The organism is Paenibacillus sp. FSL F4-0122, from assembly GCF_038002845.1.
GTDB classification, from domain to species: Bacteria; Bacillota; Bacilli; order Paenibacillales; family Paenibacillaceae; genus Paenibacillus_AQ; species Paenibacillus_AQ odorifer.
The window spans coordinates 3,420,705-3,446,700 of sequence record NZ_JBBODI010000001.1 but is presented as its reverse complement, the minus strand read 5'-3'; the positions used below and the strand labels follow the sequence as shown (position 1 = coordinate 3,446,700).

Annotated in this window: 27 protein-coding genes and 1 riboswitch; of the genes, 6 read left to right on the top strand and 21 right to left on the bottom strand. The window is 43.7% G+C overall.

Features of this window, described 5'->3' with window-relative positions; genetic code table 11:
* Positions 1–168: 168 nt before the first annotated feature.
* Entirely contained in the window at positions 169–465 is a 297-nt protein-coding gene (locus MHH49_RS14905; protein WP_036685224.1) for a YuiB family protein, read from the bottom strand.
* Positions 466–772: 307 nt separating this feature from the next.
* Here MHH49_RS14905 and hemQ point away from each other — a divergent pair, with 307 nt between their 5' ends.
* Positions 773–1,531 (top strand): hydrogen peroxide-dependent heme synthase, encoded by a 759-nt coding sequence (hemQ, locus tag MHH49_RS14900; RefSeq protein ID WP_036685226.1) that lies wholly within the window; start codon positions 773–775, stop codon positions 1,529–1,531.
* A gap of 65 nt (positions 1,532–1,596) precedes the next feature.
* Here hemQ and MHH49_RS14895 read toward each other — a convergent pair whose 3' ends face one another.
* Positions 1,597–1,875, bottom strand: coding sequence for a hypothetical protein (locus tag MHH49_RS14895; RefSeq protein WP_076103726.1), 279 nt, complete (start codon positions 1,873–1,875; stop codon positions 1,597–1,599).
* 1 nt (position 1,876) lies between these two features.
* The gene (locus MHH49_RS14890) at positions 1,877–3,070 is read right to left on the bottom strand and encodes an NAD(P)/FAD-dependent oxidoreductase (protein WP_076274259.1); all 1,194 of its coding nucleotides are present in this window, start codon (positions 3,068–3,070) and stop codon (positions 1,877–1,879) included.
* A gap of 331 nt (positions 3,071–3,401) precedes the next feature.
* Here MHH49_RS14890 and MHH49_RS14885 point away from each other — a divergent pair, with 331 nt between their 5' ends.
* Entirely contained in the window at positions 3,402–4,376 is a 975-nt protein-coding gene (locus MHH49_RS14885; RefSeq protein WP_036685581.1) for an NAD(P)/FAD-dependent oxidoreductase, read from the top strand.
* A gap of 132 nt (positions 4,377–4,508) precedes the next feature.
* Here MHH49_RS14885 and MHH49_RS14880 read toward each other — a convergent pair whose 3' ends face one another.
* Together MHH49_RS14880 and MHH49_RS14875 are read right to left on the bottom strand one after the other, a co-directional pair.
* Positions 4,509–4,652 (bottom strand): sporulation histidine kinase inhibitor Sda, encoded by a 144-nt coding sequence (locus tag MHH49_RS14880; RefSeq protein WP_036685584.1) that lies wholly within the window; start codon positions 4,650–4,652, stop codon positions 4,509–4,511.
* Positions 4,653–4,967: 315 nt separating this feature from the next.
* Positions 4,968–5,630, bottom strand: a complete 663-nt coding sequence (locus tag MHH49_RS14875) for a YheC/YheD family protein (RefSeq protein ID WP_076103728.1) — start codon at positions 5,628–5,630, stop codon at positions 4,968–4,970.
* Between the two features lie 333 nt (positions 5,631–5,963).
* Here MHH49_RS14875 and MHH49_RS14870 point away from each other — a divergent pair, with 333 nt between their 5' ends.
* Entirely contained in the window at positions 5,964–6,173 is a 210-nt protein-coding gene (locus MHH49_RS14870; protein WP_036685233.1) for a hypothetical protein, read from the top strand.
* A 456-nt stretch (positions 6,174–6,629) separates the two neighbouring features.
* On the opposite strand, the gene MHH49_RS14865 is transcribed toward MHH49_RS14870, so the two are convergent.
* Together MHH49_RS14865 and MHH49_RS14860 are read right to left on the bottom strand one after the other, a co-directional pair.
* Positions 6,630–7,082, bottom strand: a complete 453-nt coding sequence (locus tag MHH49_RS14865) for a GNAT family N-acetyltransferase (RefSeq protein WP_036685234.1) — start codon at positions 7,080–7,082, stop codon at positions 6,630–6,632.
* Between the two features lie 101 nt (positions 7,083–7,183).
* On the bottom strand, positions 7,184–7,543 hold the full coding sequence (locus tag MHH49_RS14860; RefSeq protein ID WP_036685235.1) for a HesB/IscA family protein: 360 nt from the start codon (positions 7,541–7,543) through the stop codon (positions 7,184–7,186).
* Positions 7,544–8,001: 458 nt separating this feature from the next.
* On the opposite strand from MHH49_RS14860, the gene mqnE reads away from it, so the two are divergent.
* Positions 8,002–9,108 carry an aminofutalosine synthase MqnE gene (mqnE, locus tag MHH49_RS14855; protein ID WP_036685236.1) on the top strand — a complete coding sequence of 369 codons (1,107 nt, stop codon included), beginning with the start codon at positions 8,002–8,004 and terminating at the stop codon, positions 9,106–9,108.
* Positions 9,109–9,159: 51 nt separating this feature from the next.
* On the top strand, positions 9,160–10,221 hold the full coding sequence (locus MHH49_RS14850; protein WP_076099373.1) for an NAD(P)/FAD-dependent oxidoreductase: 1,062 nt from the start codon (positions 9,160–9,162) through the stop codon (positions 10,219–10,221).
* A gap of 415 nt (positions 10,222–10,636) precedes the next feature.
* On the opposite strand, the gene MHH49_RS14845 is transcribed toward MHH49_RS14850, so the two are convergent.
* A complete protein-coding gene (locus MHH49_RS14845) occupies positions 10,637–10,891 on the bottom strand; it encodes a YuzB family protein (protein WP_076105303.1) in 255 nt (84 codons plus the stop codon).
* An 81-nt stretch (positions 10,892–10,972) separates the two neighbouring features.
* On the opposite strand from MHH49_RS14845, the gene MHH49_RS14840 reads away from it, so the two are divergent.
* Positions 10,973–11,221, top strand: a complete 249-nt coding sequence (locus tag MHH49_RS14840; protein ID WP_036685249.1) for a NifU family protein — start codon at positions 10,973–10,975, stop codon at positions 11,219–11,221.
* Positions 11,222–11,379: 158 nt separating this feature from the next.
* On the opposite strand, the gene MHH49_RS14835 is transcribed toward MHH49_RS14840, so the two are convergent.
* From MHH49_RS14835 to MHH49_RS14775, 13 genes are all read right to left on the bottom strand, one after another.
* Complete coding sequence (locus MHH49_RS14835) at positions 11,380–12,246, bottom strand: MetQ/NlpA family ABC transporter substrate-binding protein (RefSeq protein WP_036685252.1); 867 nt, start codon at positions 12,244–12,246, stop codon at positions 11,380–11,382.
* A gap of 57 nt (positions 12,247–12,303) precedes the next feature.
* A complete protein-coding gene (locus tag MHH49_RS14830) occupies positions 12,304–12,933 on the bottom strand; it encodes a methionine ABC transporter permease (protein ID WP_370510930.1) in 630 nt (209 codons plus the stop codon).
* 29 nt (positions 12,934–12,962) lie between these two features.
* A complete protein-coding gene (locus MHH49_RS14825) occupies positions 12,963–13,979 on the bottom strand; it encodes a methionine ABC transporter ATP-binding protein (RefSeq protein ID WP_036685258.1) in 1,017 nt (338 codons plus the stop codon).
* A 102-nt stretch (positions 13,980–14,081) separates the two neighbouring features.
* A riboswitch (SAM riboswitch) is annotated at positions 14,082–14,217 on the bottom strand.
* A gap of 102 nt (positions 14,218–14,319) precedes the next feature.
* A complete protein-coding gene (locus MHH49_RS14820; RefSeq protein ID WP_038573186.1) occupies positions 14,320–15,054 on the bottom strand; it encodes a Cthe_2314 family HEPN domain-containing protein in 735 nt (244 codons plus the stop codon).
* A gap of 155 nt (positions 15,055–15,209) precedes the next feature.
* The gene (locus tag MHH49_RS14815; RefSeq protein WP_076099376.1) at positions 15,210–16,193 is read right to left on the bottom strand and encodes a COX15/CtaA family protein; all 984 of its coding nucleotides are present in this window, start codon (positions 16,191–16,193) and stop codon (positions 15,210–15,212) included.
* Positions 16,194–16,295: 102 nt separating this feature from the next.
* Positions 16,296–16,640, bottom strand: a complete 345-nt coding sequence (locus MHH49_RS14810) for a thioredoxin family protein (protein ID WP_036685265.1) — start codon at positions 16,638–16,640, stop codon at positions 16,296–16,298.
* A gap of 78 nt (positions 16,641–16,718) precedes the next feature.
* Complete coding sequence (locus tag MHH49_RS14805; protein ID WP_036685266.1) at positions 16,719–18,347, bottom strand: putative polysaccharide biosynthesis protein; 1,629 nt, start codon at positions 18,345–18,347, stop codon at positions 16,719–16,721.
* A gap of 26 nt (positions 18,348–18,373) precedes the next feature.
* On the bottom strand, positions 18,374–18,859 hold the full coding sequence (locus tag MHH49_RS14800) for a DUF456 domain-containing protein (protein WP_036685268.1): 486 nt from the start codon (positions 18,857–18,859) through the stop codon (positions 18,374–18,376).
* A 58-nt stretch (positions 18,860–18,917) separates the two neighbouring features.
* Positions 18,918–19,685, bottom strand: coding sequence for a Cof-type HAD-IIB family hydrolase (locus MHH49_RS14795; RefSeq protein ID WP_036685270.1), 768 nt, complete (start codon positions 19,683–19,685; stop codon positions 18,918–18,920).
* 76 nt (positions 19,686–19,761) lie between these two features.
* Positions 19,762–21,867: a peptidoglycan D,D-transpeptidase FtsI family protein gene (locus MHH49_RS14790; protein ID WP_339824677.1), complete on the bottom strand. Its 2,106-nt coding sequence runs from the start codon at positions 21,865–21,867 to the stop codon at positions 19,762–19,764.
* Positions 21,868–21,898: 31 nt separating this feature from the next.
* Entirely contained in the window at positions 21,899–23,974 is a 2,076-nt protein-coding gene (locus MHH49_RS14785) for a peptidoglycan D,D-transpeptidase FtsI family protein (protein WP_256715499.1), read from the bottom strand.
* A 173-nt stretch (positions 23,975–24,147) separates the two neighbouring features.
* Positions 24,148–25,293 (bottom strand): transglutaminase domain-containing protein, encoded by a 1,146-nt coding sequence (locus tag MHH49_RS14780; RefSeq protein WP_076281937.1) that lies wholly within the window; start codon positions 25,291–25,293, stop codon positions 24,148–24,150.
* A 63-nt stretch (positions 25,294–25,356) separates the two neighbouring features.
* Positions 25,357–25,794: a hypothetical protein gene (locus MHH49_RS14775; RefSeq protein WP_036685280.1), complete on the bottom strand. Its 438-nt coding sequence runs from the start codon at positions 25,792–25,794 to the stop codon at positions 25,357–25,359.
* Between the last annotated feature and the right edge of the window lie 202 nt (positions 25,795–25,996).

Here is a 25,996-nt window from a genome sequence, read left to right as displayed (position 1 = left end):
TAAATAAAATCCCAATTTCGACTCTTTTCGCAATATAATCAACTTCTTCTTACGAATATCTACCTCTATTAAACAAGAAGAAACGGCTTCGCCGTCCTCTAAAGAGGAAGGTATCCCGTTTCTCGCAGAAATATAAGACTGATTCATAACATAGGCTCTTTCGAATCTTTAAAACATCTTGTAACCGCCAAAGCGCAGCTTTTGAATGGTCCATCCACTAAGTATAGCACCTGCAAGACCAGCGACACCTGTAAGATAATCAACAAAGTGGAAACTGGAGAGATGCTCCCAGAGCGACATCGCGTTTCTATCCCAAATAGAATAGATTACGACGGGTAGAATAATAAGTACGAATAGATAAGCGGGGAACCAGGTTGTCTTCATTAACATGTTAAGAATAAAGCCGATACCAAACATCATCACAAAGAATAAAACGGCTAGGATAAACACTGGAATAAATCCCATCTTACCGTCTCCACCCCTTTCTATAAAGAAGCGCACATCTTTTACAAGCTAGTAGTAAGTTTACTAGAAAAAATGTCACGAAGCAATGAACTTTATTCAAATTCACGCACTAATTCGCACACTTACAGGATGCCTCCGTTTGCTCTTGGCGGCTTGATTGCGATACAATGCAAGTAGATTAATCAGATCATACATAGCCTATGAAGCAGATGCTTCGTAAGACTAAGTTTATGCTTCAATTGCGAGTTTTACGCGATGTTATTTTGGGCGAGGCTTATGCTTCGTAAAACTTTTAAGGAGTGAGATCATGATCGAAGCCGCTTTGACACTGGAAGGCTGGTATGCACTGCATGACTTCCGCTCTCTGAACTGGACCGCTTGGACGGCAGCAGATGATGAAGAACGTGCCGTTGCCCTGGAAGAACTACATGCTTTTATGCAGGAATGGAGCCCTGTTGAGGAAGCTAAAGAAGGCAGCACCGCAGTATACTCCATAGTGGGCCAAAAGGCCGATTTTGTAATGATGTTTTTGCGCGAAAGCCTAGAAGCTTTGAACCAACTTGAGACCGCCTTTAACAAAATCGCTTTTGCTCAATATACAACCAAAGCTTATTCATATGTAAGTATTGTTGAATTAAGCAACTACGCTGCTGGTGGCAGTGGTAGCGACGGCAGCGATCCAATGCAGAATCCGCATGTTGCCGCACGGCTAAAGCCTATTTTACCGCAAGCGAAACACATCTGTTTCTATCCTATGAACAAAAAACGCGAGCTTGCCGATAACTGGTACATGCTTGATATGGACAAACGCCGGGAACTCATGGCTTCACACGGGTTAATTGGACGTTCATATGCAGGCAAAGTGAAGCAAATTATCACCGGCTCCGTCGGTTTTGATGACTGGGAATGGGGCGTGACTCTGTTCGCTGAAGATGCACTGCAATTCAAAAAGCTGGTATACGAAATGCGTTTTGACGAAGTAAGTGCTCGTTACGGCGAATTCGGACCTTTTTATGTCGGCAATCTGCTGACTGAAGAATCTTTTGAAGAAATGCTCAAGCTGTAATAACAAAAAAGGGTGTGTCTCCAGTTCGTATGGAGACACACCCTTTTTATTACCATATTATTAGATTAAGACACCGAAGTTCCTGAATCCTCATCTTCGTTATCCTCTTCATCTTCACGTAAACTTTCCAGATATTCAGCCGTGGCCCGATCCCGAGCGCGCCCTTTATCCTTCAGGCGTTCGATACCAGGGAGAATGAGCAGATCAATTTCCTTCTGAACGATATAAGCCAGATCATACTGGTTCTGATCCTCCAGATAAGATCCAACCTCTATCAGTCCGTTATAACGGTCCAATTCTTCCCGAGTCAGCAGTCCGCGTACCTGTACGCTGCAATGGCGCATCTTATAAGAATCTTCCTTTTTTCAGAACCAGCGGAATTCCGCCGATAATGAACAAGTAGCGCATATCTACAACTTTTTTCAACTGAGCTGCAGTCCAGCCCTTGTAAGTTTTGCTGCCTACTACAGCGATTCCTTGGCCTTTGCCTAGGGAAGCCACGGTTCCTTTATTGCTGAATGCGAATTTCTTCGGCTGTTGATTGCGGATTGCCGCTACCAAATTATGCGCACAGCATTCACCCTGCTGCATAGCAATTTGAGCGGTTGGCGGGTAAGGGCGTCCTTCCGGATTAATCATAAGGGAGCCATCACCAATAATGAAGATATTCTCTTGGCCCGATGCACGTAGATATTCATCTACCTTCACGCGCCCACGCATAGCTTCAAATCCGGCAGCCTCAATAAGACGATTGCCACGGATTCCGCCTGTCCAAATAATTGTGGAGGCTTTGATTTCTTCGCCTGATGCCAGAATCACCCCGTTTGGCAGACACTCCTTGATCGCAACCCCCATCTTGAAGGTAACTCCCTTTTTGGTGAGCAAGTCCATCGCATACTCAACAAGCTCAGGAGCAAAACCAGGCAGTGCTGTCGGAGCAGCCTCTACGTTATATATATTAACCATACTTGGATCAACGTCATATTCTTTACACAGTCCAGGGATACGGTCAGCTAATTCAGCTACAAATTCGATACCGCTAAAGCCAGCACCACCGACAACAAAATTAATATGCTCCTGAGCATTGTTCTCGTTCTTGTACTTAGCGAATTGATATTCAATATGCTCGCGAATTAAACGAACGGAATTGATGCTCCGGATTGTCAGTGCGTATTTATCAAGTCCAGGAATACCAAATGTTTCAGGCTCTCCACCTAAAGCAATGACAAGATAATCGTACGATAGGGTACCATCCTCCAAAATAATCTTTTTCTGCTGAGTACGAATTTCCTGAACAGATGACTTCACGAGGTCGATCTTGAATTCATCGATTAGTTTCGAAATGGACACCCGAGTGTGTTCAATACTGTCCGTACCCGCGGCAGGCATATGTAGATGGGTAGTAAAATAGTGGTACTCGTGACGGTTTACAAGCGTGACATCCGCTTCATTATAATTCAAAGCCTTCTGCAAGCGCTGTGCGGTCAAAATACCCCCATAGCCCGCGCCTAAGATAACGATTTTGGGAATACTACTCATGTTCCGGCTCCTTCCAAGAGGTAAATCTGTCTTTGTATTTTTTATTGAAACAATGTACGGTCCTTTTTGTGAATTTATACACTTATATTTAGAAGAAATTCCAATCAAACTTGAAGCATTTCTAAATTGACCATATCCATTGTAAACCTTAGTGTAGCATTAATCAAACATTAAAATACTAAAAAACGTCACACTTTTATTGACTTCTAAAGTCTTTCTTTGCAGGTATGTGTCACAATGATTATAATAAGTAGGTACACAAGTATGGCAAAATGAATATATCAACTCGGAGGTGTAATATCCCGTGACCCAAGAGCAATCCAGCGTTCCTATGAGCGACCTTTTAATCATAGGTGGCGGGCCAGCTGGCATGTTTGCCGCATTTTACGGCGGAATGCGTCAGGCATCAGTAACCCTTATTGAAAGTATGCCCCAATTGGGGGGACAACTTGCTGCCCTTTATCCAGAAAAATACATTTATGATGTGGCAGGTTTTCCAAAAGTAACAGCACAAGAATTGGTCGACAACCTGTCTCGGCAAATGGATATGTTCCAATCCAATATCCGGCTGGAGGAGAAAGTGATTTCTGTTCAAAAACGGGACGAACGTCATTTTGTGGTTACAACCGATGTAGCCGAATACCACAGTAAGGCGATCATCATTACAGCTGGTGTAGGTGCATTTGAACCTCGTCGTTTGGAATTACCCAACGCTGGACGTTTTGAAAAAGCAAACCTCCATTATTTTGTAAATGATCTAAATGCCTTTAAAGATAAAAAAGTTCTGATCAGCGGTGGCGGTGACTCTGCAGTTGACTGGGCACTCATGCTGGAACCCATCGCTGAACAGGTAACCCTGATTCACCGCCGGGATAAATTCCGTGCGCATGAACATAGCGTTGAGAACCTGATGGCTTCCAAGGTTAACGTAGTTACCCCTACTGAAATTACAGAGCTGCATGGTGAAGAGTTCATTACTAAGGTTACATTGTCAAATATCAAGACCAAAGAAACTCAAGAAATTGAAGTGGACAGCGTTATTGTTAACTTCGGATTCATCTCTTCCCTAGGTCCTATTGCCGAATGGGGTATTGAGATTGAGGGGAACTCCATTGTTGTTGACTCGCGTATGGAAACAAGTATTCCAGGCATATTTGCTGCCGGCGATATCACAACTTATCCTGGTAAGCTGAAGCTGATTGCTGTAGGATTTGGCGAAGCTCCAACGGCTGTGAATAATGCTAAGGTGTACATTGATCCAGAAGCCAAGCTTTCACCGGGTCACAGCAGTAATATGAAACTCTAAATCTATTAACACAATAAAAAAGGGTATTCTTACAGGCCTGTTGATAACAGCCTGTGAGGATACCCTTTTATGTTTGTTTGTGCCTCGCGGTTTTATATATGTAGCCTGCTACAAAGTTATCCTTTGCGCTTTTTAATGAAGAACCGCATGTACTGGAGAGTGTAAGTTTCGTTTGCGAATTTCAACGAGTAGAAGAGCGATGAAATCATGCTCTAGTTGCAGCTCTATTGCTCTATGGTAAGAGTCAAGCAGCATCTCATCCGACAATTCAACCATAAACTTCATCTACCTTTCCTTTATTTGGATCTGAATCTATCATATCAAACTATCATTTTTCGAACAAGCGTTCGCGTTATCCACAAGTACATGTGGAAATCCTGTGTATAAAATGTGTGTAAGCGTTATAAAGGTACTAGCTACACAGTGGACTATGGGGATAATAGTTATACACAGGATTGAACCACTTGTATACAGCTAAAAATATATTTTTATTGTAAATAAATTACAATGTTATTTACCCCAAAAGAACGCAACTAAACGCAATTTTATCTTACTACTCTATTATCGTCAATTCTTAAAATAATTGTTAATTTATTGAGGTCTTGTATTAACCTCCAGAATCCATATTTTCCCTGAATAATCTACAGCATAATCAAAGCCCAGCTCACCTATTCCCGGAAAATGCCGTTCCATAATTCCGATACATACATGGGTTAGTCTCCGCATTTCTGCTTTCTTCGCTGAAGCTTTAATCCGCGGCAACGATCTACGAAGTCCTTCACGACATGATAGCATCGTTCCCCCTTTACAAAGATTGGTCACGAACAGACCTGGCCGAGCCAATCTACCTACCATGGAGCGAAATTCCCAAACATCACCATTTTTAACTACTTTGACCCGATAATCAATAGGCCGCCCGCCGATTCTCGCCAGGGAAATCCCTTGTTGAATCAAATATCTGCGTCTTGCTTTCACAGTATTAAGCGCATGTCTCATGGATCCAAAATCCTTGTAAATTCGAGTTCTGTCCATATAGGTGAATCCATAACCGCGACTATCCCGAAAAACTTTGATTACACCGTAACCTCCGCCACCCACAATAGGTTTAATGACAACATTTCCATATTTACGAAGCATTGCCAGGAGCGTTTCTGCCCTGTACCCCCTCGTCATTGGGATATAGGGTGCAACCCGAGCATCGGTCAGCAACGCCTCTGTCTTCAGCCACTTACTGGCCAATTGTCTTCCTGCCATCGTCCTTTCCCTCCCTTCACAATCCAGCCTACCCTATACATTACTCAGAGAAGGTCTCGCCCTCTTGTATGATTGTCCGTGTAAGATGCCGCTCTTAGCAAAAAGGGCTTAGTGTTTAGCACAGCATCAGTCGACAGCGACAGGGTACAACCGCGGATTTTGTAGATTCAGTTCTCAAGAAATTCGACATCATTATCTTAATGGATGAGTTCACTATAACTAGAATAATCTTCAAAATCGTTGTATTATTAATAGCGGTTACATTTTCAATTTCTACTATTATAGTGAGTACTAACAGAATCACTAAAAAGCACAGCGCGGGGAGGGCTCAGAATGGCACAGTTTTTTGAGGTTTTATATTGGGTGGCTATGCTTGGGATGTCCATTGTATTGGCTGGAACGACTATACTGATCTGCGCCATCGGCTTTAAATTTATTAAAGACAAACGCAGAGCACTGGGTACGGGCTGTATCGCCTTCTCCCTTGGAGCTGCAGCGCTCATCGTATTTATGATTAATTACAAGTTTATTATTCCAGCCTAATGTACGCAGGGACTGCCTATAAGCAGCTTATTTCTATGAACAGACGGTCCGACCATCGCAAAAAAACAACAGAGCAGCGATTCTCCAGTTATGTGGAGAATCGCTGCTCTGTGTTTTTAATCAATAGCTATCTGCTTCAACAGTGTCGTTAACCCATAAGCGTTTCGGACCCAGATGACGTTATTTGCAGATTTTCAACCTTTTAGGCGTGGTTTCGGACTCCAGTGACACTATTGCTTAAAAAGAGCTTCATATTTACTGATTTTCATAGCAATAGCGGCAATGCGGTCCATTGGCACCACAAATATGGGGAAATGCGGCGTTTAGGGTCATCTGTGTCCGATACAAGGTTCGTTCGCGATACATGGTTCGCGATACATGGTTTGCTTCCTATGTAAAAGAATAAAGAGCTACCCCAGTGCACATTAAATGGCTTCTGAGAAACTCCCCTTTTACTCATAAATCTAGCGACAGACGTATCATATCTATGACTTGAATCCCATTTTCAAAGATCTCTTCGCTGTAATGCCTAATAAAAAAGTCTCTATCAATTCCGGTGATTCTGAATCCGCATTTCTGATAAAGTGCCAATTGTCCAACGCTCGAATTTCCTGTGCCAATTTCAATGGTTTTTGCCCCAAGCAGCTTGGCATTCTGAATCGCATGGTTCAGCAGCTGCTTTCCTATACCTTGCCCGTGTTTATTTTCGTCGACGGCGATATTAACAATCTCTACAGTCTCCGGTCTTGTCTGCAGCACAACGTAGACTCCGATGATGCTGTTATCTACCTCAGCCACACAACATAACCCTCTTCGTAAATATCCGTTAACTAAGCTCTCCGAAGGATCTGCTAATAGAAGTAATTCTAATGGAGGCTGTTCACCAGCTTTTAATTTTCTGATTTCCATTTCCGAACTCCTTGTGATGATTTTTGTCATTGAGAATAAAAAAAACTCCAAGCCTGTGTTGTTAGAATCCAACACGGGGCTTGGAGCCGTGATTGCTGCTATTAGCAAGGCTCTTCGTTAGGTTTCCCTGCATCCGTAGCTGTACGGAAGCTTGAGCCGCAGCCACAGGTTGCAGTAGCATTAGGGTTGTTGATGGTGAAGCCACCCGTCATGCCGGATTCTTCAAAGTCGATTTCGAGACCATCCAGGTAACGAAGGTTCTCCTTCTCCACAACCACTTTCATGTCTTGAATGTCCATATATACGTCCTGATCGGTTTCATTATCATCAAAGCCCATAGCGTACGAGAATCCACTGCAACCGCCGGGCGTTACTCCAATACGGAGGAACATGTTCGGTACTTCTTGTTCAGCAAGCATCGCCTTTAATTGTTCTGCTGCTTTTTCACTAATATTAATCATGATCTCATCCTCCTACAAATTCGTCTCACTTCATAAGCGGAAACTTATGTTTAAGGGGCCTTCCGGCCAAAAGTTATTTCTTAAAAATATAAGAAAGTATAAGTGTTGCACCTATTCTTTATGTCTTATATTTCTCGCTCAAACGCTTATCACCTTTATAAGGATGCCAATGACGTTTATGCTTGATAAATTCAGTATAACCGACTATTCCGTTACCCTCAAGTCACAACTGCCTTAGGCATGACCCTTCACAGCAAAAAACACCATCAATATCAAGCTGTTGATACCCTTAGGAGAGTAGGTTTATAATAGGGAAGGCACTCTAAGTAAAAATTCGGAAATTTGTCACGGAGGCAAGCTCGCCTCTTTCTTTTTTAGAATGAACAGCTACCACTTGGGTACGTCTGGAATTTATCTTCGAGCAATCTGCTCGTAAACTTTCAGGAGGAAATCATAATATGTCTACTCTTTTTACCCCCCACACGGATGCCCGAATGGCGAACATTATTGATAAGGTTCGCAGCGGCGAAAGATTGAATTTGGAAGATGGCGTTTATTTATATCAAAGCAACGATTTACTTACCATTGGCCAGCTAGCGAATGAAGTCAATATCGCCAAGAATCACAACCGGGTATATTTTATCGAAAACATGAGTCTATATTTCACCAATGTTTGCGAATCGCACTGTGCATTCTGCAATTTCCGCAAAGATGATGGAGAAGAGGGAGCCTATACCCTTTCCGGTCAGGAAATGGTGCAATATGTCGAACAACATATCCACCCAGGCGTACGCGAATTCCACATTGTTGGTGGCCATAACGACAAGGTTCCCTTCCAATATTATGTGGATTCTTTAAAGGCTTTGAACGAACGTTTCCCTGAGGTTACCTTAAAAGCCTACACTGCCGCTGAGATTGATTTCTTTACCCGTATTAGCGGTTTGAGTATTCGTGAGGTACTGGAACAATTGCGTGCTGCTGGACTTAAAACACTCACCGGTGGTGGCGCAGAGATATTATCCGACCAATATCGTAAAAAAATGCGTGTAGACAAAGCTAATGTGGAAGAATATCTGGAAGTCCATCGGACAGCACATCAGCTTGGGATGAAGACCCATACCACTATGCTGTACGGCTCCATTGAATCTCACGAAGACCGTATCCGCCATATGATGCAAATCCGTGATTTGCAGGACGAAACCAATGGCTTTATGGTATTCATTCCATTGTCCATGCAGCCTAAGAATAAAAACGCTGGCATCATGCGCCGCAACTCTGCTTATGAGGATCTGAAGACCATTGCGATCAGCAGATTGATGTTGGACAATTTCGATCACATCAAAGCGTACTTCATTAACATTGGCCCTCAGCTTACTCAAGTTGCGCTGAACTTCGGTGCATCAGACGTGCATGGCACAATTCTAAAAGAACGGATCAGCCACGCGGCTGGCGCCTTAACACCGGAAGGTCTGACTCGCGACGAATTGATCTGGCTAGTGAAAGGTGCTGGACGAATTCCTGTCGAACGTGACACTTTCTATAATGAGGTTAAGGTATACGAATAAGAAGACTACCTGAGATTTGTTATCCCATATTGGAAAGGAAGTTCGGTCAGCATGAGAACAATACTCGTTCTTGGCGGTGGCTACGGCGGCCTAGCCTTAATTCAAGAATTACTCAATAATCATCTTCCTCATGATGTTGAAATTATCTTAATTGACCGAATGCCTTATCAAGGAATCAAAACGGAATATTATGCGCTCGCCGCAGGTACCGTAACTGATTATCACCTGCGCATTCATTTTCCGGTTCACCCCCGGCTTACTGTCCGGTACGGTGAAGTGAGTTCCATTGATTTGGAGAGCAAAATAGTCAGTATGGAATCCGGTGAGATTGTATCTTATGATCTCCTAGCCATTGCTCTTGGCTGTACCGATAATTACCACAACATCCCTGGTGCTGATCAATATACCTGCAGCATCCAGACCTTTGCTGGTACTCGGGAAACCTACCGCCGTTTAAATGATGTGAAGCCTTACGGAACGATAAACATCGTAGGTGGAGGATTAAGCGGTGTTGAATTAGCCGCAGAGCTTCGGGAGAGCCGTCCAGACCTTAACATTGCTATTCTGGACCGCGGTGAACGTGTTTTGTCTGCCTTTCCGGCAAAGCTGTCACAGTACGTAGAGGAATGGTTTCATCACCATCAGGTGCAAACGCTCGGACGAATCTCTGTATCTCATGTAGAGAAGGATTCGATTTTTAACGGTACCGAGGAAATCCTTTCAGATGTGACAGTATGGACCGCAGGAATTCAACCTGTAAAAGTAGTTCAAGATTTGAATGTGTCGAAGGACCGCGGTGGACGGATTATGCTGGATGAGTATTATCGTATACCGGATTATCCTGAGGTATATGTGATTGGTGACTGTGCCAGTCTGCCATTCGCACCAAGCGCACAAGCCGCTGGAGCACAGGGTGAGCAGGTAGCTCAGGTTATTCAAGCCACCTGGCGCGGTGAGACTCCTAAGCTTCATCCTATTCGCCTGAAGGGTACTTTAGGGTCACTAGGCAAAAAAGCAGGATTCGGACTTATGGGACAACGCTCCGTCAAAGGACGGGTTCCCCGCATCCTCAAGAGCGGAGTGCTCTGGATGTCGAAACGCACTTTAGGATAAGCCTAAGATTGGTTCATAAGTATTCAACAACGACGCTACTCTCAGATAAACACGAGAGTAGCTTTCTTACGTTATTGGTGCGTATACCCTACGGACTCAGATGACCTTATTCGCAAATTTTTAGCCTTTGGAGGAGAGTTTCGGATTCCAGTGAAGTTATTGCTTATAATGAGGTTCATTTATGCTGTTTTTCAGGTGAATAGTGACTATGGGGTCCGATAGAGCAATCCAAATGTAGGAAAACACTCAATATAAGGTCGCCTGAGTCCGGTGGCACCTTCACGGTAGCACCTGCACTCTCCAATATGTTGCCTAATCGATCAAATTGGTGGATTTTGTTCAAGTAAGGTTCCAAAAAGAGGGAGCACTCCATAATTTAAATTATGGAGTGCTCCCTCTTTTTTTCTCGAGAAATTTAGTCAAGATCTATATTAAACCAAGCCTCAAGCTCTTTGATCTTGGCCTCAATTTTCTCTTCTAGCTCTACAACAGTGTCTGCTGCAATAATGTCACCTTCAACCATGGCGAAAGGCATTAAATAACACTCTCCACAATTGTTCAGACATCCGTATTCAATGACATCATAATCCGGATTTTCCTCCAGCTTATGCATTAGCTTGTCTGTTCCGTGACCCATGTTGCTGGAACAAAATTCAATAATTGGTCTCATGATGATCTCCCTATTCCGCCTAACCATTTTATTTTTTAACTTTTTGTACTATAATGAACTTACGAAAGGAGTGATTGAGAAATGAGTGAGAATGCACAAAGCACCGAAATGTATGATGAAGTACTAGAAGTGCTGGATAAGCTTCGTCCGTTCCTGCAGCGCGATGGCGGTGACGTAGAACTGGTCGATGTGGAAGACGGCATCGTTAAGTTGAAACTTATGGGTGCCTGCGGCAGCTGCCCAAGCTCCACGATCACCTTGAAAGCCGGGATTGAACGCGCCCTCCTTGAAGAAGTAGAAGGCGTTGAAGAAGTAGTTCAAGTATTCTAAATCCCGTTCAATAACCCTCCCGATTCTCCTGTAAAGGAGATCGGGATTTTCTTATTATAGAGGATTTAACATTCTCTCACAACCTTAGAACATAAAACCCGCAAGCCAACTTGGCTGCGGGTTCTTGTTATGACTATAGACGAATTTAGCTTAATTCCTTAAAACGCTGGAATGATCGCACCTTCGTACTTTTCTTCAATGAAAGCTTTAGCTTCTGGAGAATTCAGGGCAGCAACCAGCTTTTTGATGGCTTCGGAATCTTTATTGTCTTGACGGGTTACCAAAATGTTAGCATAAGGGGAATCTACACCCTCGATGAACAATGCATCTTTAGTTGGTACGAGACCAGCGTCTAGCGCAAAGTTCGTGTTGATCAAAGCAAGGTCTACCTCATCCAGTTGACGTGGGAGCATAGCTGCTTCCAACTCGATGATATCGAGGTTTTTCTTGTTTTCAGTGATATCTGCTTTCGTTGCAGCAATGTTTGTATCATCTTTCAAGGTAATCAGACCATTTTTTGCAAGTAGGATTAGTGCACGGCCACCATTAGTAGCATCGTTCGGAATGGCAACTTTTGCACCATCAGCCAACTCATCGATCGATTTGATTTTTTTGGAATAAGCTCCAAAAGGCTCAACGTGAACGGATGCAACGGAGACCAGATCTGTTTTATTATTTTTGTTTTGGTCATCCAGATACGGTTGGTGTTGGAAAAAGTTAGCGTCTAACTCCTTCTCATCAAGCTGCACGTTAGGTTGAATATAGTCAGTAAATTCTTTAATTTCAAGGGTAATTCCATCTTTTTCAAGCAATGGAGCAATAGCCTTCAAAATTTCAGCATGAGGCACAGGTGAGGCACCAATAACCAGTTTCACAGGATCTTTAGTAGGTTCACTTGTTGCTTCTGCATTTGGTGCTGTTGTAGCAGCCGAGCTCCCAGCATTATTAGATGCATTGTTGTTACCGCAAGCCGCAAGCACCGCAACCAGTGTCAGGCTAAAAAATGTAAGTAGTACTTTTTTCATTGTAAATCCCCCTCTAATCTATATTTTGTATTGAATAAGGATATATATGGATGTACCTTATTTCCGTGTGTAATGTTTTACGAGTCGGTCACCGGCCATTTGTAGCAATTGCACCAGTACGACAATAAATAATATAGAAACAATCATAATCTCCGTCTCATAGCGGTGGTAGCCGTAACGAATCGCCAAGTCACCTAATCCGCCGCCCCCAACCATACCAGCCATTGCTGTATAGGAGACCAGTGTAACCAGTGTGATCGTAACTCCAGCTAGCAGACCTGGACGAGCTTCTGGCAAAAGAACACGCATAACGATTTGGTTCGTCGATGCTCCCATACCTTGTGCGGCTTCGATGACTCCGCGGTCTACCTCTCTTAACGACGTCTCTACCAAGCGGGCAAAAAACGGAGCTGCACCAATCACCAGAGGTGGAATCGTACCGAGTACACCAATGGAGGTTCCAACAACGGCTTTGCTGAAAGGAATTAGAGCCACCATCAAAATGATAAAGGGTACGGAACGTAGGATATTTACAAGTAATGATAAGACCGAGTAAGTTACTCTGATTACTATACTATTCGATTTCCCCCATAAATACAATAGAATTCCGAGTGGTAAACCAAGAATAATTGTGAACAATCCGGAAAAAAATATCATTTTTATAGTAGCAACCGTAGCATCCATCATTTCTTGCCAATTTAGATCTGCAAAATTCATTACGAAATCACCTCCACATCAAGGCCTTGAGCAATTAGTCTGGAGATCGTTACAGCAATCGCCTCAGCTGGCCCTTCGAACCGCACAATCATCTGTCCATAAGGCACATCTTTAATCGTTGAGATGGTACCATGTAAGATTGCAAAGCTTACACCCGTATCACGCACGACATCGGATAGTGCCGAGCCGTAAGTTTTTTCTCCGAAAAAAGTAATTTTGACAGCTTGAGAGTTATCCCCGGCAGCAGCATCAAGCGCCACTCGAAGAGGCCCTTCATTCTGTGTCTCACTGCGGATGAAATCGCGTGTAACCTCATGCTGCGGCTTGAGAAATACCTCTGTAACTTTGCCTTGCTCAACAATCCCACCACCATGAATGACCGCGACACGGTCGCAGATGCTCTGGATTACATGCATTTCATGTGTGATCAGCACAATGGTCAAATGGAATCTTTTATTAATATCGAGCAGCAGCTTAAGAATGGAGTCCGTTGTCTGGGGATCAAGCGCAGAAGTGGCCTCGTCACACAGCAGTACATCAGGGTCACTGGCTAGTGCCCGGGCGATGCCGACCCGCTGCTTTTGTCCTCCAGATAACTGAGAAGGATACTTATCTGTATGTTCTTCAAGCCCAACTAGAGCGAGCAGATCTTTCACTTTTGTATCAATAGCTGTTCTAGATGTACCTGCAAGTCGCAGTGGAAAGGCAATATTATCATACACAGTCGCCGAAGAAAGCAAATTGAAATGTTGAAAAATCATCCCAATCTTGCGCCGCTGTTCCTGTAATTGACCTTGGTTAAGGCTAGTTAGTTCAACACCGTCTACCCAGACCTCACCTTCTGTCGGACGTTCCAACAGATTAATGCAACGGATCAATGTACTTTTCCCCGCTCCAGAGTGGCCGATGACTCCGAATATTTCACCTTTCTCGATGGACAGATTCAATCCAGAAAGCGCTGTTGCCGCATTACTCCCTTTTCCATAAACCTTTGTTATCCCTTTTAGATTAATCAACTCTCGTCGCCCCCCCTTTATATTTCACTTATTCTATACAAAAAAACCTCCAACGATCGATGCAGATCGCAAGAGGCTCTGTGGGTTTATTAAGACAATGCCTTCTCATCTGCCAACGACCGCAACCTGCGCCATTGTAGGAATTAGCACCATGACATTTGTACAACGCTTCCCGCGCTGGATACAAATCGGTTGCCGGGCTTCATCGGGCCTATCCCTCCGCCGCTCTCGATAAGATAAAGTTATGAAATTATATTTTTTCTGAAATCGTACATACTTTAATGCAAGCATAAGTATAGTGAGTTTATCGATCTTTGTCAAAAGGAAATATATTGAACGATTACGATTTTATGCTCTTTGCCCTGCTTATTTCCTTACGCAGCTGTTCATTGCTGTAGCTGAATGCCGCGATTAATGTCTTACAGTTCATTTCGAGCGATTGTTTTAAATCCTCAAGATGGCTATCCAGATCCTCGAGCTGAATTTTATCATGCAGACCTTGATGCCGCTGCCACAGATCATCCTGCATTTCAGAATTCATATAATGAATTTCAGCATTTCTGCGCTTGCGTAAATTCTCCAATGGATCGCGGTAGGAGTTCTTGATCTGTTCCAGTTGATCCGCTAATGCAGGATGCACATTCAATAATTGAAGCTGACGCAGCACTGTAAAGTAAGAAAAGTGCGTTTTTAATTTGGATGTTTTGAGATCATAAAAATGATTCAGTACCGTCCCAAGCTTGTCCAGAAGAGAGAAAACCCGGATAAAGCCATCTTTATAAAAATAAACATAACGTGCATAATCGCCCTGTTCCACCGGTGTCATATCATCCATATAACCCGCAATCACTAATTTCCGGTAAAAAGCGGCCGCGAACCAACTTTGCTCCAGTTCATCCAGAGAGGAAATCAGCCCACGTGTCCAAATCTCCAGCTTGCGGTATTCATGGTCATTATCCTCATGGGCACTCATTTCCTTGCGCAGCAATGCTGCAAAAGTGGCCATATTCTCCATCGCATCAGCCAACACACCACTGTTCTTTCGAGGCGGCTCTCCAAGTAATACCCGCAGCATATCCCAGTCCTCCTAAAGTTTTGTTCAGCGTCTGCTTCCATGGACTGCTTCGTACAAAACTCGCGACGTAAGCATCGGCCAATCAGCTCCACGATATACCGATTTCCACTTTATTATTCCGCGGGTGAAGCGCCTCTATCCACGGAGGGAATTTTCTACCAAGGCGGTGGAATCATTGGGTTCGTTACATTTTTTCCAGACACGACACTACCCGCACGATTTAGCTGCCAGACTCTTACACTCATATAACATAAGACACCAAACAAACTGGCAATCAGCAAAATATGAGCCAAAGCGGCAAATATGTACAATCTTTCATTATCTAGGGTGTAAACCACAGCCGCCCCACTAAACACCTGCATCAAGCATAACAGCACTGCAGCTACACCTAGCGCTCTAAGCTCTGGATAATCCTTATGTTTCCAAAATGCTAAATGCCCAAGCAGCGCAGTAAGCATGAATAAGAGCAAAGCCGCAATCCGATGCGTAAAAACAACACCTACACCTCCGGAAAGCTCCGGAACCCATTCTCCATTACAAAGCGGCCAACCCGAACACCCGCCCTGTGAATCCGTATGACTTACAAAGGCTCCAATATACACGACAATATAAGAATAGATGGCAGTAAAACAAGTTAAATTGCGAAAAGCCTTACTTACGGGCTTCTTTTGAGCTTCCAACGTATGATCATATTCGCGCGATTCATGCCATCTCTTGGTTCCAAGAGCCAACATCATAGCGCTCGAAAAGGCGATCAAAGAAAAACCCATATGCAGCGCCATTACAGCAGCAGATTGAGATTTAATTACTGCAAGCGCTCCCATACCACCTTGAACGATGACGAATAATAAAGTCATAAATGCATAGCCCAGCAAATCGCGCCGAGTACGGGCATAACGCCAAAAAGCAAACATCGAGGCAAGTGAGAATAACCCTGCCAAACCGCTAAACAAGCGATGGGTGTATTCAATCATCGAGCCTATAGTATAAGCCGGAATTAATTTCCCATGACAGAGCGGCCATTCATTTCCGCATTCCAAGCCCGATCCAGTCTTCGTCACTACCGCTCCTCCGAGTACAGCGAGGAACATGATAAGGCAAGTAAGATAACTAAGCCATTTCAACTGATTTGTCGTCAAAAATATCACCCGCAGTTTTTAGTAATGAAGAAGCAGCCAGACTTATATTTCAAAAAACCACCGCTTTTGCACAAACAGGCGAAAGCGGTGGTTCCTTAGGAATTACTTTTGAAGGCTTTGATGCACTTGGACCGCTTTATCAAGGAAATTTTCAATCTCTTCACGGGATTTGCGCAATTTATTAACGAATCTAACCAATTCCCGTCCATCCGAATATGCGACGAAGCTTGGAATACCCATAATATTTTGTTCTTGGCTAACATCGCCCACGGCATCAACATCTACCTCAACCAGTGTAAGGCGGTCTGCATAAGCCTGCTCTACCTCTGGGATAAAAGGATCGATAAATTTGCAATCCGAGCACCAGTCAGCCTTGAAGATGGCCACTGTTAATCGAGGTGATTGAATGGCTACCTGAAATTCAGCAGGAGAACTAATTTTGTCCATGATTTACTCAGTCCCTTCTTCAATATCTGTCTATTTTCTACTCTTTAAGTGAAGCAAAATGCAGGGTAGAAGTCAAACCTATTCTCTCATACGAACACGTGCAGGCTGTAACTTCATCAGCGGATTCAATAATTTTTGCAGCGCCCGCGGATAACTGGAGATTTCCTGTTTAGTCAGCACGCCCAGCACAATAAGCAGTACTAGATAAATAACAACAACTGCGGCTCCCACAACAAGACAAGTGATCAGAAACGCCAAACGTGCCGGCATCAGATCCGTTAACAAAATCCCAGCCTCATTCAAGCCATAACCAATCCCGCCGGACACAAGTACCGCAATCGCGAAACCGCCCCAACGTTTGCCCATAATTTCAAAAGGCACAATCGATTTCAGCATGCGTAAGTTAAGCAAAGTAATGACCACGAAACAAAGTGCTGTTGCACCGATGATTCCGTAGATGCCAAATACCTTACTAAGTAATAAGCTTGCCACTAATTTTACAATAATACCCGCTAACACATAATACATGGAAATTCGCGATTTGCCCATACCTAACAAAATAGAGTTCGTTGTCATCATCGTAATCTGAAAGATCGTTCCTAAAGTAAGCATGGCTACGATACCACTGCCATCTAAACTGGCGAACAATAATCCATTTACAGAATAAGCAGCTGCTACAAGCGCCAATACAATCGGCATCCCTGTCAAAATAGAAATCCGCAGAGCAAGCGTTATCTGCTTTTTCAAATGCCCCTCATCACGGCGGGCATAGGCAGCCGAAATGATCGGAATCAATGAAGTTCCAAGTGCGATAGCTAGAACAGGTGGAATGCCCGCTACACTCTGAGCACGATTGGATAAAATACCTAGCGCTGAAGTGGCACTCTCCCTACCTATCTGATCAATCAATAATCGTACCGTAAGAGAAGTGTCAATTACATTCACAACCGGAATCGTAAGGGAAGATAGCACAATGGGAATAGACAGTGTAAAAATATCCTTGTAGATACCCCAAATCGGTAATTTTTGAGCAGTATCATAATTCAATCCTAATTGCTTGTCCTCACGGCGAAGTTTGACTGCAAAATAAATCATTACGCCAAACGCCGCGATACTACCGATCACGCTACCAAAGGATGCTCCCGCAGCAATTGTAGTGTTGCTATAACCTTGATGTAATAAAATATAAGCCAGCAAAATAGCGGTCAGTACGCGAGCGAATTGCTCCACGATCTGAGAAATCCCACCTGCCATCATATTGTTGCGGCCTTGAAAATATCCACGCATCATCGCTATTGCCGGAAAAAGAAGCAGGGCAGGCGCAATAGCTTTTATCGCCATCGCCGATTCAGGGACATCAGCAATATGAGTTGCATAAAATGGAGCCCCTATGTACAGCAAGACAGTCATAAACACCCCTGCTGCCACTGAAAACAGCAGTGCAGCATGATACACTTGTCTCGCCTCTTCAGGACGATTCAAGGCGTATCGTTCAGAGACCATTTTGCTGAGTGTACTTGGAATCCCAGCGGTGGCTACGGTTAGAAGCATTAAATAGATATTGTTAGAAACTCCGAACGATGCTCTCCCCACACCGTCAAAGATATGGTCCAGCGGCACACGCTGGACAAGCCCGAGTACCCTTGCCACCAAAGCTGCAGCAGCAAGGATAAGCGTGCCTTTAACAAAAGACTCTTTCTTGGACAAACTCTTTCCCCTTCTTCACTGTTAAATTAAAACCGGGCGACCCATATAAAAAAGAGGACGACCATAATTACCTGCAACACGATTTTGACCAAGGTGCTGCTAAATAAGCCGAGTATGGAGCCAACACTTACCTTAGCAGCTTTAGAAGGTGAAGATCCCACCATCAATTCTCCAATAAAAGCCCCTAGAAATGGTCCAATGATAAGACCAAAAGCCGGGATAACAAAAGGTCCCAAGATCAGCCCGATCGTGCTCCCGATAATCGATGAACGTGAGCCGCCAAATTTTTTGACACCCCACGCTCCTACAACATAATCAGCAACAAAAAGAACTACAACAATCAGTGTTTGAATAATCCAGAACCAAACCCCAAAGGGCTCAAAAGAAAAGAACCAGCCGTATACAAAAAAGGCAAGATAGATCGCTAACGCACCCGGCAGTATGGGATATACAGCCCCTGCCAATCCTACAGCAAACAAAACAATGATAAGAATCCAACCCAGGATCGTCAATTCCTTAACCTCCTACTAGCATAATGCTCCATGGATTCACTTCGCAGTACTGCTTTTATTATTTGCTGCCTACAGAGGCTGCAGCTTCGGTAAAGATATACTTTTGGATGACCTCGGCAATCCCGTCTTGATTATTGGTCGCCACCACAACATCAGCCTCTTGTTTAACCGTCTTTTGCGCGTTGCCCATGGCAACCCCAAGTCCAGCCTGCTGGATCGCCGCCAGATCGTTAAGGCTGTCGCCCACAGCTACAACTTGCGACATTTCTATTCCCAGCAGCTTGCAGACTTCCTTTATTCCTGCTGCCTTATTCACGCCTAGAGGATTAATCTCCAGATTGTGCGGAGAAGAGTTCGTAATCTCCAGTCCACCCATATCTTGAAGACGAAGCAACAGCTTATGGCGAAGCTCATCATCTTCAGTGTGATAACCGAACTTAAGCCATTCTCTACCCGTTACATCCCCATCCCAGTTATCCTGTTTGAGAACTTCGTCCAGAGAATAAGCCCAGAACCAGATGTCATCTGCTTTTGCAAGATCATACATTTCTTGTACCAGCTTGGGATCCATTAGCGATCTCCGGTATATTTCATGTGGCGCTCTCCACACCTCACTGCCGTTCACAGTGATCATCGGTGTCTCTAAACCTAGCTGCTCTGCATAGGGTAAGGCACTTACAAATGCCCGGCCTGTCGACAGACAGACATGAACGCCTGCGTTGACCGCCTTTTGAATCCATTCCACCGTTGTGGGTGTAATTATCTGTTCATCATTCAGTAGGGTTCCATCCATATCCAATGCAAGCAGGCGGTATTTGGCAATCATTTGCCACCCCTCCATTCTTGTATGCTCTCTATTGAGAAGCTGTTTATTTTTTTAAATCTTAGCCATAGGGTCAGAGTTACTCGGTACCTGTAGTCTCTCCCTCCTTCGCATTATCATTAGTATTATTGCCAGACTGGAGACTTTTCTTTGGAACTCCATCAAGCCCATATTCCCAATCATAGGCATCAAATATTTTACGTGCGACTGGTGCCGCACTTTGTGAACCAAAGCCACCTTCAGGGATTACAACCGCCACAGCCAACTTAGGATTATTACGTGGAGCATATGCAATAAATACCCCATTATCGCGAATTTCACCCTTAGCTACTTGCTGAGAGGTTCCCGTCTTACGTGCAAAGTCATAAGGGAAATCAGAAAAAGCACTAACTTCACTTCGCATCCCCTGCTTAATTTCATTCCAGTAGGACTTATCGAAGTTTGTTACTTCATCAAGCACCTCACGTTTAAACTCTTTGATTATATTTCCATCTGCGTCAGTAATCTTGCTAACCAGTTGAGGTTTAATCCGCTGTCCTTCATTAGCAAGTGTAGTAACATACTGTGCAAGCTGCATTACTGTATAACTTCCTTGTTGTCCGAAAGAGGCATAGACCAGTGCGGACTGCGCACTACCAGCAGCTTCTATATTGGTATAGTTTCTTTGACCCAAGAATTCATTAGGCAGGTCAATTCCCGTAGATACACCAAGGCCGAACTCTTTCATATAGACATCCCAGATGTCTATCCCCTTGCTTTTATATTTGTCATACAATCTTTTACCGACCATATCGACCATAAATGCATTCGAGGATTTCTCAATGGCTCTAGCAGGATCCAAAGAACCATATACGTGGTTAGAAGAGTTTCTTACCTTCGTTTCATGCCCAGACTTACCAAAAGTCGCAAAACCTTTATCCTGATAATAAGAAGAAGTTGAAAACAACCCTTCATTCAGACCCACGAGTACACTCAAAGGTTTAATCGTTGAACCTAGAAGCAGTACAGATCTTAGTCCGTTCCCTGAGGTTCCCGAAGAAATAGGAGTGATCGTTCCGTTCTGATAATTATCCATAATACTGTTCCAGACATCTGAAGACAAAGAACCTGATGTCCAAACATTCGTATCATAATCAGGCATACTCGCCATAGCGACAATATTACCAGTATCTACTTCCATCGCTACTGCATATCCCGTTAAAGCATTCGGATGCGTTCTGCCTTGTACGGTATTAGAGTGCAACCATTTGAGCTGATCTGTTATCGCCTGTTCTGTCTTCATCTGAACATTCTTATTAATCGTTGTCCAGATGTCATTTCCTTTGACAGGCGGAACGACACGCTCAATTTTCTCCGCCATATTCTGTGGATTGACGGAAATTTCCTGATATCCGTTTTGCCCGCGAAGCTCACGCTGATATTTCAGCTCCAGCCCATCGAATCCAACAAATTCGTCATCCTTATACGTTAGCCCTGGCTCCGGATTGTTTTTCATAGCACTAAGAATGTTTTTATAAATATTAAGACTGTTCGCGGATTTGAAGGGTTTGATATAACCAATCGTCTGTACAGCAACCGTATCTTTATCATAATGACGAATGCTCTCCTCGACAATCTCAAGCCCCGGATATTCTCCTTTATGCTCCATGAAATAAGCTACTTCTTCAGTAGTCAGATCAGCCTTAATTCGCCGTGCCATAAAGCCAAGTGATTTACGAAAATATAAATCCAGCGCATCAATTACATCTTTCTCCGTCATCTTCTCTGCATTTGGATTACCATATTTATTGAAATCAGCTACCAGCTTGGCTGCCAAGGCATCAGACTTGGCCTTAGCCTCTGGGGTCAGCGTTGTTTTACCGGTGACTTTATCTGTTTCCTTAGCCGTATACTCTTTATTGAGCGTGATATACAGCGATTGAACAGGTGTGGAATAAGCTAGCTTCTCACCGCCTGCAGCGTATATAACCCCTCTCATGGAAGCTAACGGTACATTTTTAGTATCTCTACTCGTCTCTACCTCAGTTAAAGTTGGACCTTCCACGAACTGCAGGACAGCTAGCCGTATGATGATTACGCAAAATATAACGAACGTGCTAAAGAAAAACACGTTGAGTCGCAGGCCAATGGAACTTTTGCTGCTGGTCTCGTCAGGAGGTGAGGCCTGCTTACGGAAAAAACTCACAGTTTTTCTCTCCTTTTTCTCTAATTTAAGCTTATTGTTCTTGAACGGGATCTGCCACAGGAGGAATATTCTTCTTTGGAACCCCATCCAGCCCATATTCCCAATCATAAGCATCAAAAATCTTACGGGCAACCGGAGCTGCACTATTGGAGCCAAAGCCGCCCTCCGGAATCACAACCGCTACAGCCAGTTTCGGATTCTCACGTGGAGCAAAGGCAATAAAAACCCCGTTATCACGGTTTATATTTTTTCTATCCGTTTTTTCAGAGGTTCCTGTCTTACGGGCAAAATCATAAGGAAAATCGTCAAAAGCACTAACTTTACTGCTCATTCCCTGTTTGATTTCTCTCCAGAACGATTTATCAAAGGTTACTTTATTAAGCACTTCTTTTTTAAATTCCTTAACCACCTTACCTTGCGCATCCGTAATCTTACTTACAAGCTGTGGTTTAATTCGCACACCTTCATTTGCAAGTGTAGTAGCATACTGGGCAAGCTGTAATGTAGTATAACTGCCTTGCTGGCCAAAAGATGCGTAGACGAGCGCGGCCTGCGAGCTCCCTGCAGCCTTGAAATCTGTATAGTTAATCTGACCTGGTGATTCACCGGGAAGACCACTTTGTGTTGACACACCCAGTCCGAACTTTTTCATATATTGGTCCCAAACCTCTACGCCTTTATCTCCCAGGTATTTCTTATAAAGTTGCTTTCCGACCATATCCACCATAAATACGTTAGAGGATTGCTTGATAGCATCAGCCGGATACAGTTTTCCATAGACATGACCTGATGAATTTCTAACCGATGATTTATCATCCTTACCGAAATATGTAATCCCCACATCTGGATAAGTGCTCGAGGTGCTAAAAAACCCTTCATTTAAACCAATTAATACACTTAACGGTTTGATGGTCGATCCCATGAATACAAGAGAGCTAAAATCATGACCCGATCTCCCGGAAGAATTCGAGGTAATAGTACCATTCAGATGATTGTTCATAATTTTATTCCAGACGGATGTAGGCAACGAGTCCTTTGTCCATACATTCGAATCGTAATCCGGCATACTCGCCATAGCGACAACATTACCAGTCTCTACTTCCATTGCTACTGCATAACCTGTTAAAGCATCAGGATGAGTTTCGCCTTGAACAGCATTGGTGTGCAGCCATTTAATCTGATCCAATATGGCCTGTTCAGTCTTCATCTGAACATTCTTATTAATAGTCATCCAAATGTTATTGCCTTTTACAGGGGGAACGGTCTGTTCTACCTTCTCCGCCATATTTTGAGGAGTGACCGAAATGACCTGATAACCATTTTCTCCGCGCAGTTCGCGTTGATACTGCATTTCCAGACCATCAAATCCTACATATTCTTCCGTTTTATACATAAGTCCCGGTGAAGAATTGTCTTTCATTGCACTACGAATATTTTTGTACATCGCTATGTCTTCGGTTGATTTAAAAGGTTTGCCAAAACCCACCGTCTGCACAGCTACCGTATCTTTATCGTAGTGGCGTACACTTTCTTCCACAATGGTAATACCTGGATATTCATCCTTGTGTTCCATGAAATAAGCTATTTCTTCTGAAGTTAGCCCTGCTTTTATACGACGCGGTACATAACCCAGATACTTTTTAAAGTCCAGATCAAGTAAATCCAGCACGTCCTGCTGCGTTAACTTGGGGGCATCTGCACTTCCATATTTCTCAAACTCCGCTACTAATCTTGCTGCAAGGTCATTAGACTTATTTTTCGCTTTTTCCGTTAGTGAGGTTTCACCCGTTACTTTATCGGTAGTTTTAGCTGTATATTCCTTATTTAGGGTAAGATAGAGCGACTCAACAGGTGTAGAATAGGCTATCTGCTCACCCCCGGCAGCAAAAATAATCCCTCGCATGGCTGCCAGCGGAACAAACTTCGTATCCCGTTTAATCTCTTCTTCTGTCAGCAAAGCTCCCTCAGTAAACTGCAAACCTGCAAGACGCACAATAATGATACAAAAAATAAAAAAAGTGCCAAAGAAAAACAGATTCAATCTCAGACCTACAGAATGTTTCGAAGATTTCCCGTCCGCAGGCGGGAGCTGCTTCCCAAAGCTCACCAGCTTTCTTCCCTTCTATATAAAAATAATGTCTGAATTGCCTTAGCCAGCGACATTGCTCTTATAATGAAGGTGATTTCTAAGAAGCTGATTGTGAGCATTGCACTCGCATTTATGTTAGAGCAGTTGGTATGAGTTTATTGTACCACACGGAAGGAGTGCGGCGCCCTCACTCAGAGTGCGTTCTCCCTAATATGCGTATCGTCAAAATCCTTCGGATTAAACCAATCTCCGCTGCTCGCCCAAGTGGGATCCAATGGAATCCATGCTTGCCGGTCACTTATATAAACTTCATTCCAGGCATGTGCGCCATACCCGCCTCGACCATCATAGCCTTGCCCCGTTACAACGCGCACCTGTAACCCTTGAGAGCGGGCCATAACAGCGTAAAGACGGGCATAATCAATACATACCCCTATGCGTGTGTCGAAGGTATCCTGCGGGGTCTGTTCATGCCAAATTCTATTTTTTTCATAATTTTCCGCTTTGGCGTAATCATAAGTTACTCGTGTTCCTACCCAATCATACAGTAGTCTGGCTTTCTTCTCGTCTCCTTGCGCTTGTCCAATAATATCTTCAGCAGCTCCCACAATATCTTGTGGAATGTCATGATCGATAACTTCATATTTTCTGCGCAGAATATCATTCATCTCAGCTGCAACGGTCTTCGTCAGAATAGGCAGCTTTTTCTGCACTGTCTCCCCAACAAAGGGTTCAAATACAGCGGCAGCGCTTTGACTGTAGATCGGAGAAGATTCCACATAACGGCTAAATTGACTTTCTGGATTTAGGCCAACACAAATGAAGAGAGCGAGCACAATAATTAAACCACGAGTCAAGCCTATAATTAATCCTATGATAGCTCCACCCATACGGCTTACTTGCGTAATCTTTCTGTCCTTAAATGTCTTGGTGCGCCGTAGCTGATGGAATGGGAGCAGCATAGACAACAATCCCAGAAGCATGCGAATTAAGATATAAGAGAGCAATAACAACAATAGAAATCGCACCAGCGGCGATTCCGCCAGCACAGACACAGCCGTATAATAAATTTGCTGCCACTGGGTCAGCTGTTTATCAGGCAGACTTATTCCTGCTGCCCAAGTCTGTACATGAGGATTGAGATAAGCCGCAGCAGGAATGGCCAGCACCAAAGAAGCTATTGTATACAGTCCTGTTCCCAGCAGACCGAATAATCTTCCGGTAGCACTTGAGAACCCTCTGCTCCAGCCTTGCAATAGTGAAAAGACTACTACCAGCAGGAGGGCGATGGAGATGATATTTGCATCACTCAGACTAGTCAACCAACCGTTTATCATATCCAATCTCCCCTTTCAGTCGCCCGCTTGCTTGTTTTTGATAATGATTTAAACTGAAGCCGTTTATTGATGTTTCCGAGCTTCCTCGATAAATGTTTGTGTGGTATCAGTAATACTCCACTTCCCAAGACTAACTCCGCGGAAAGTAACCTCTACCTTATCTTCGCCAGTAGTACCTTTCACTTCAATATTCGGAGTTGTAATCGTAAATGTTCCGTCACCATTTGAAGTGTACTTCGCATCCTGCGCCTCTTTAAGCATAACCTCTTGTGCTTCCTTCTTCAGCGTACTTACCGTTCCATCTGCCACCTTATTCACAGCGTTACCAATTTGGTCCATTGTCACACCACTATAGATGAATAGACCTACAACGATAATAATGACAATCGCCCATTTCAACATCGTTTTGACCAAATTAACAACCGCGAACAACAGAACAAGCGCAATAACAATGACTAACCAATTCTCTCTAATAAACTGTGACCACACCTCTGGATCCATCAACCTCACAACACCCCTATCGCCTAGTTTCGTCCTAAGGATTATCTCCTCCATAGACATGACGCCAATATTAATTATTATACATGAATGCCCATCATAATTCATGGTTCCACAGCCAGAGAAAGGTATACCTGCTTATAGGAATTAAAAAAGCGGTATAAGCCCTCTCTGTCCCACGTAAAGTACAAGTAGTTGCTTAAAT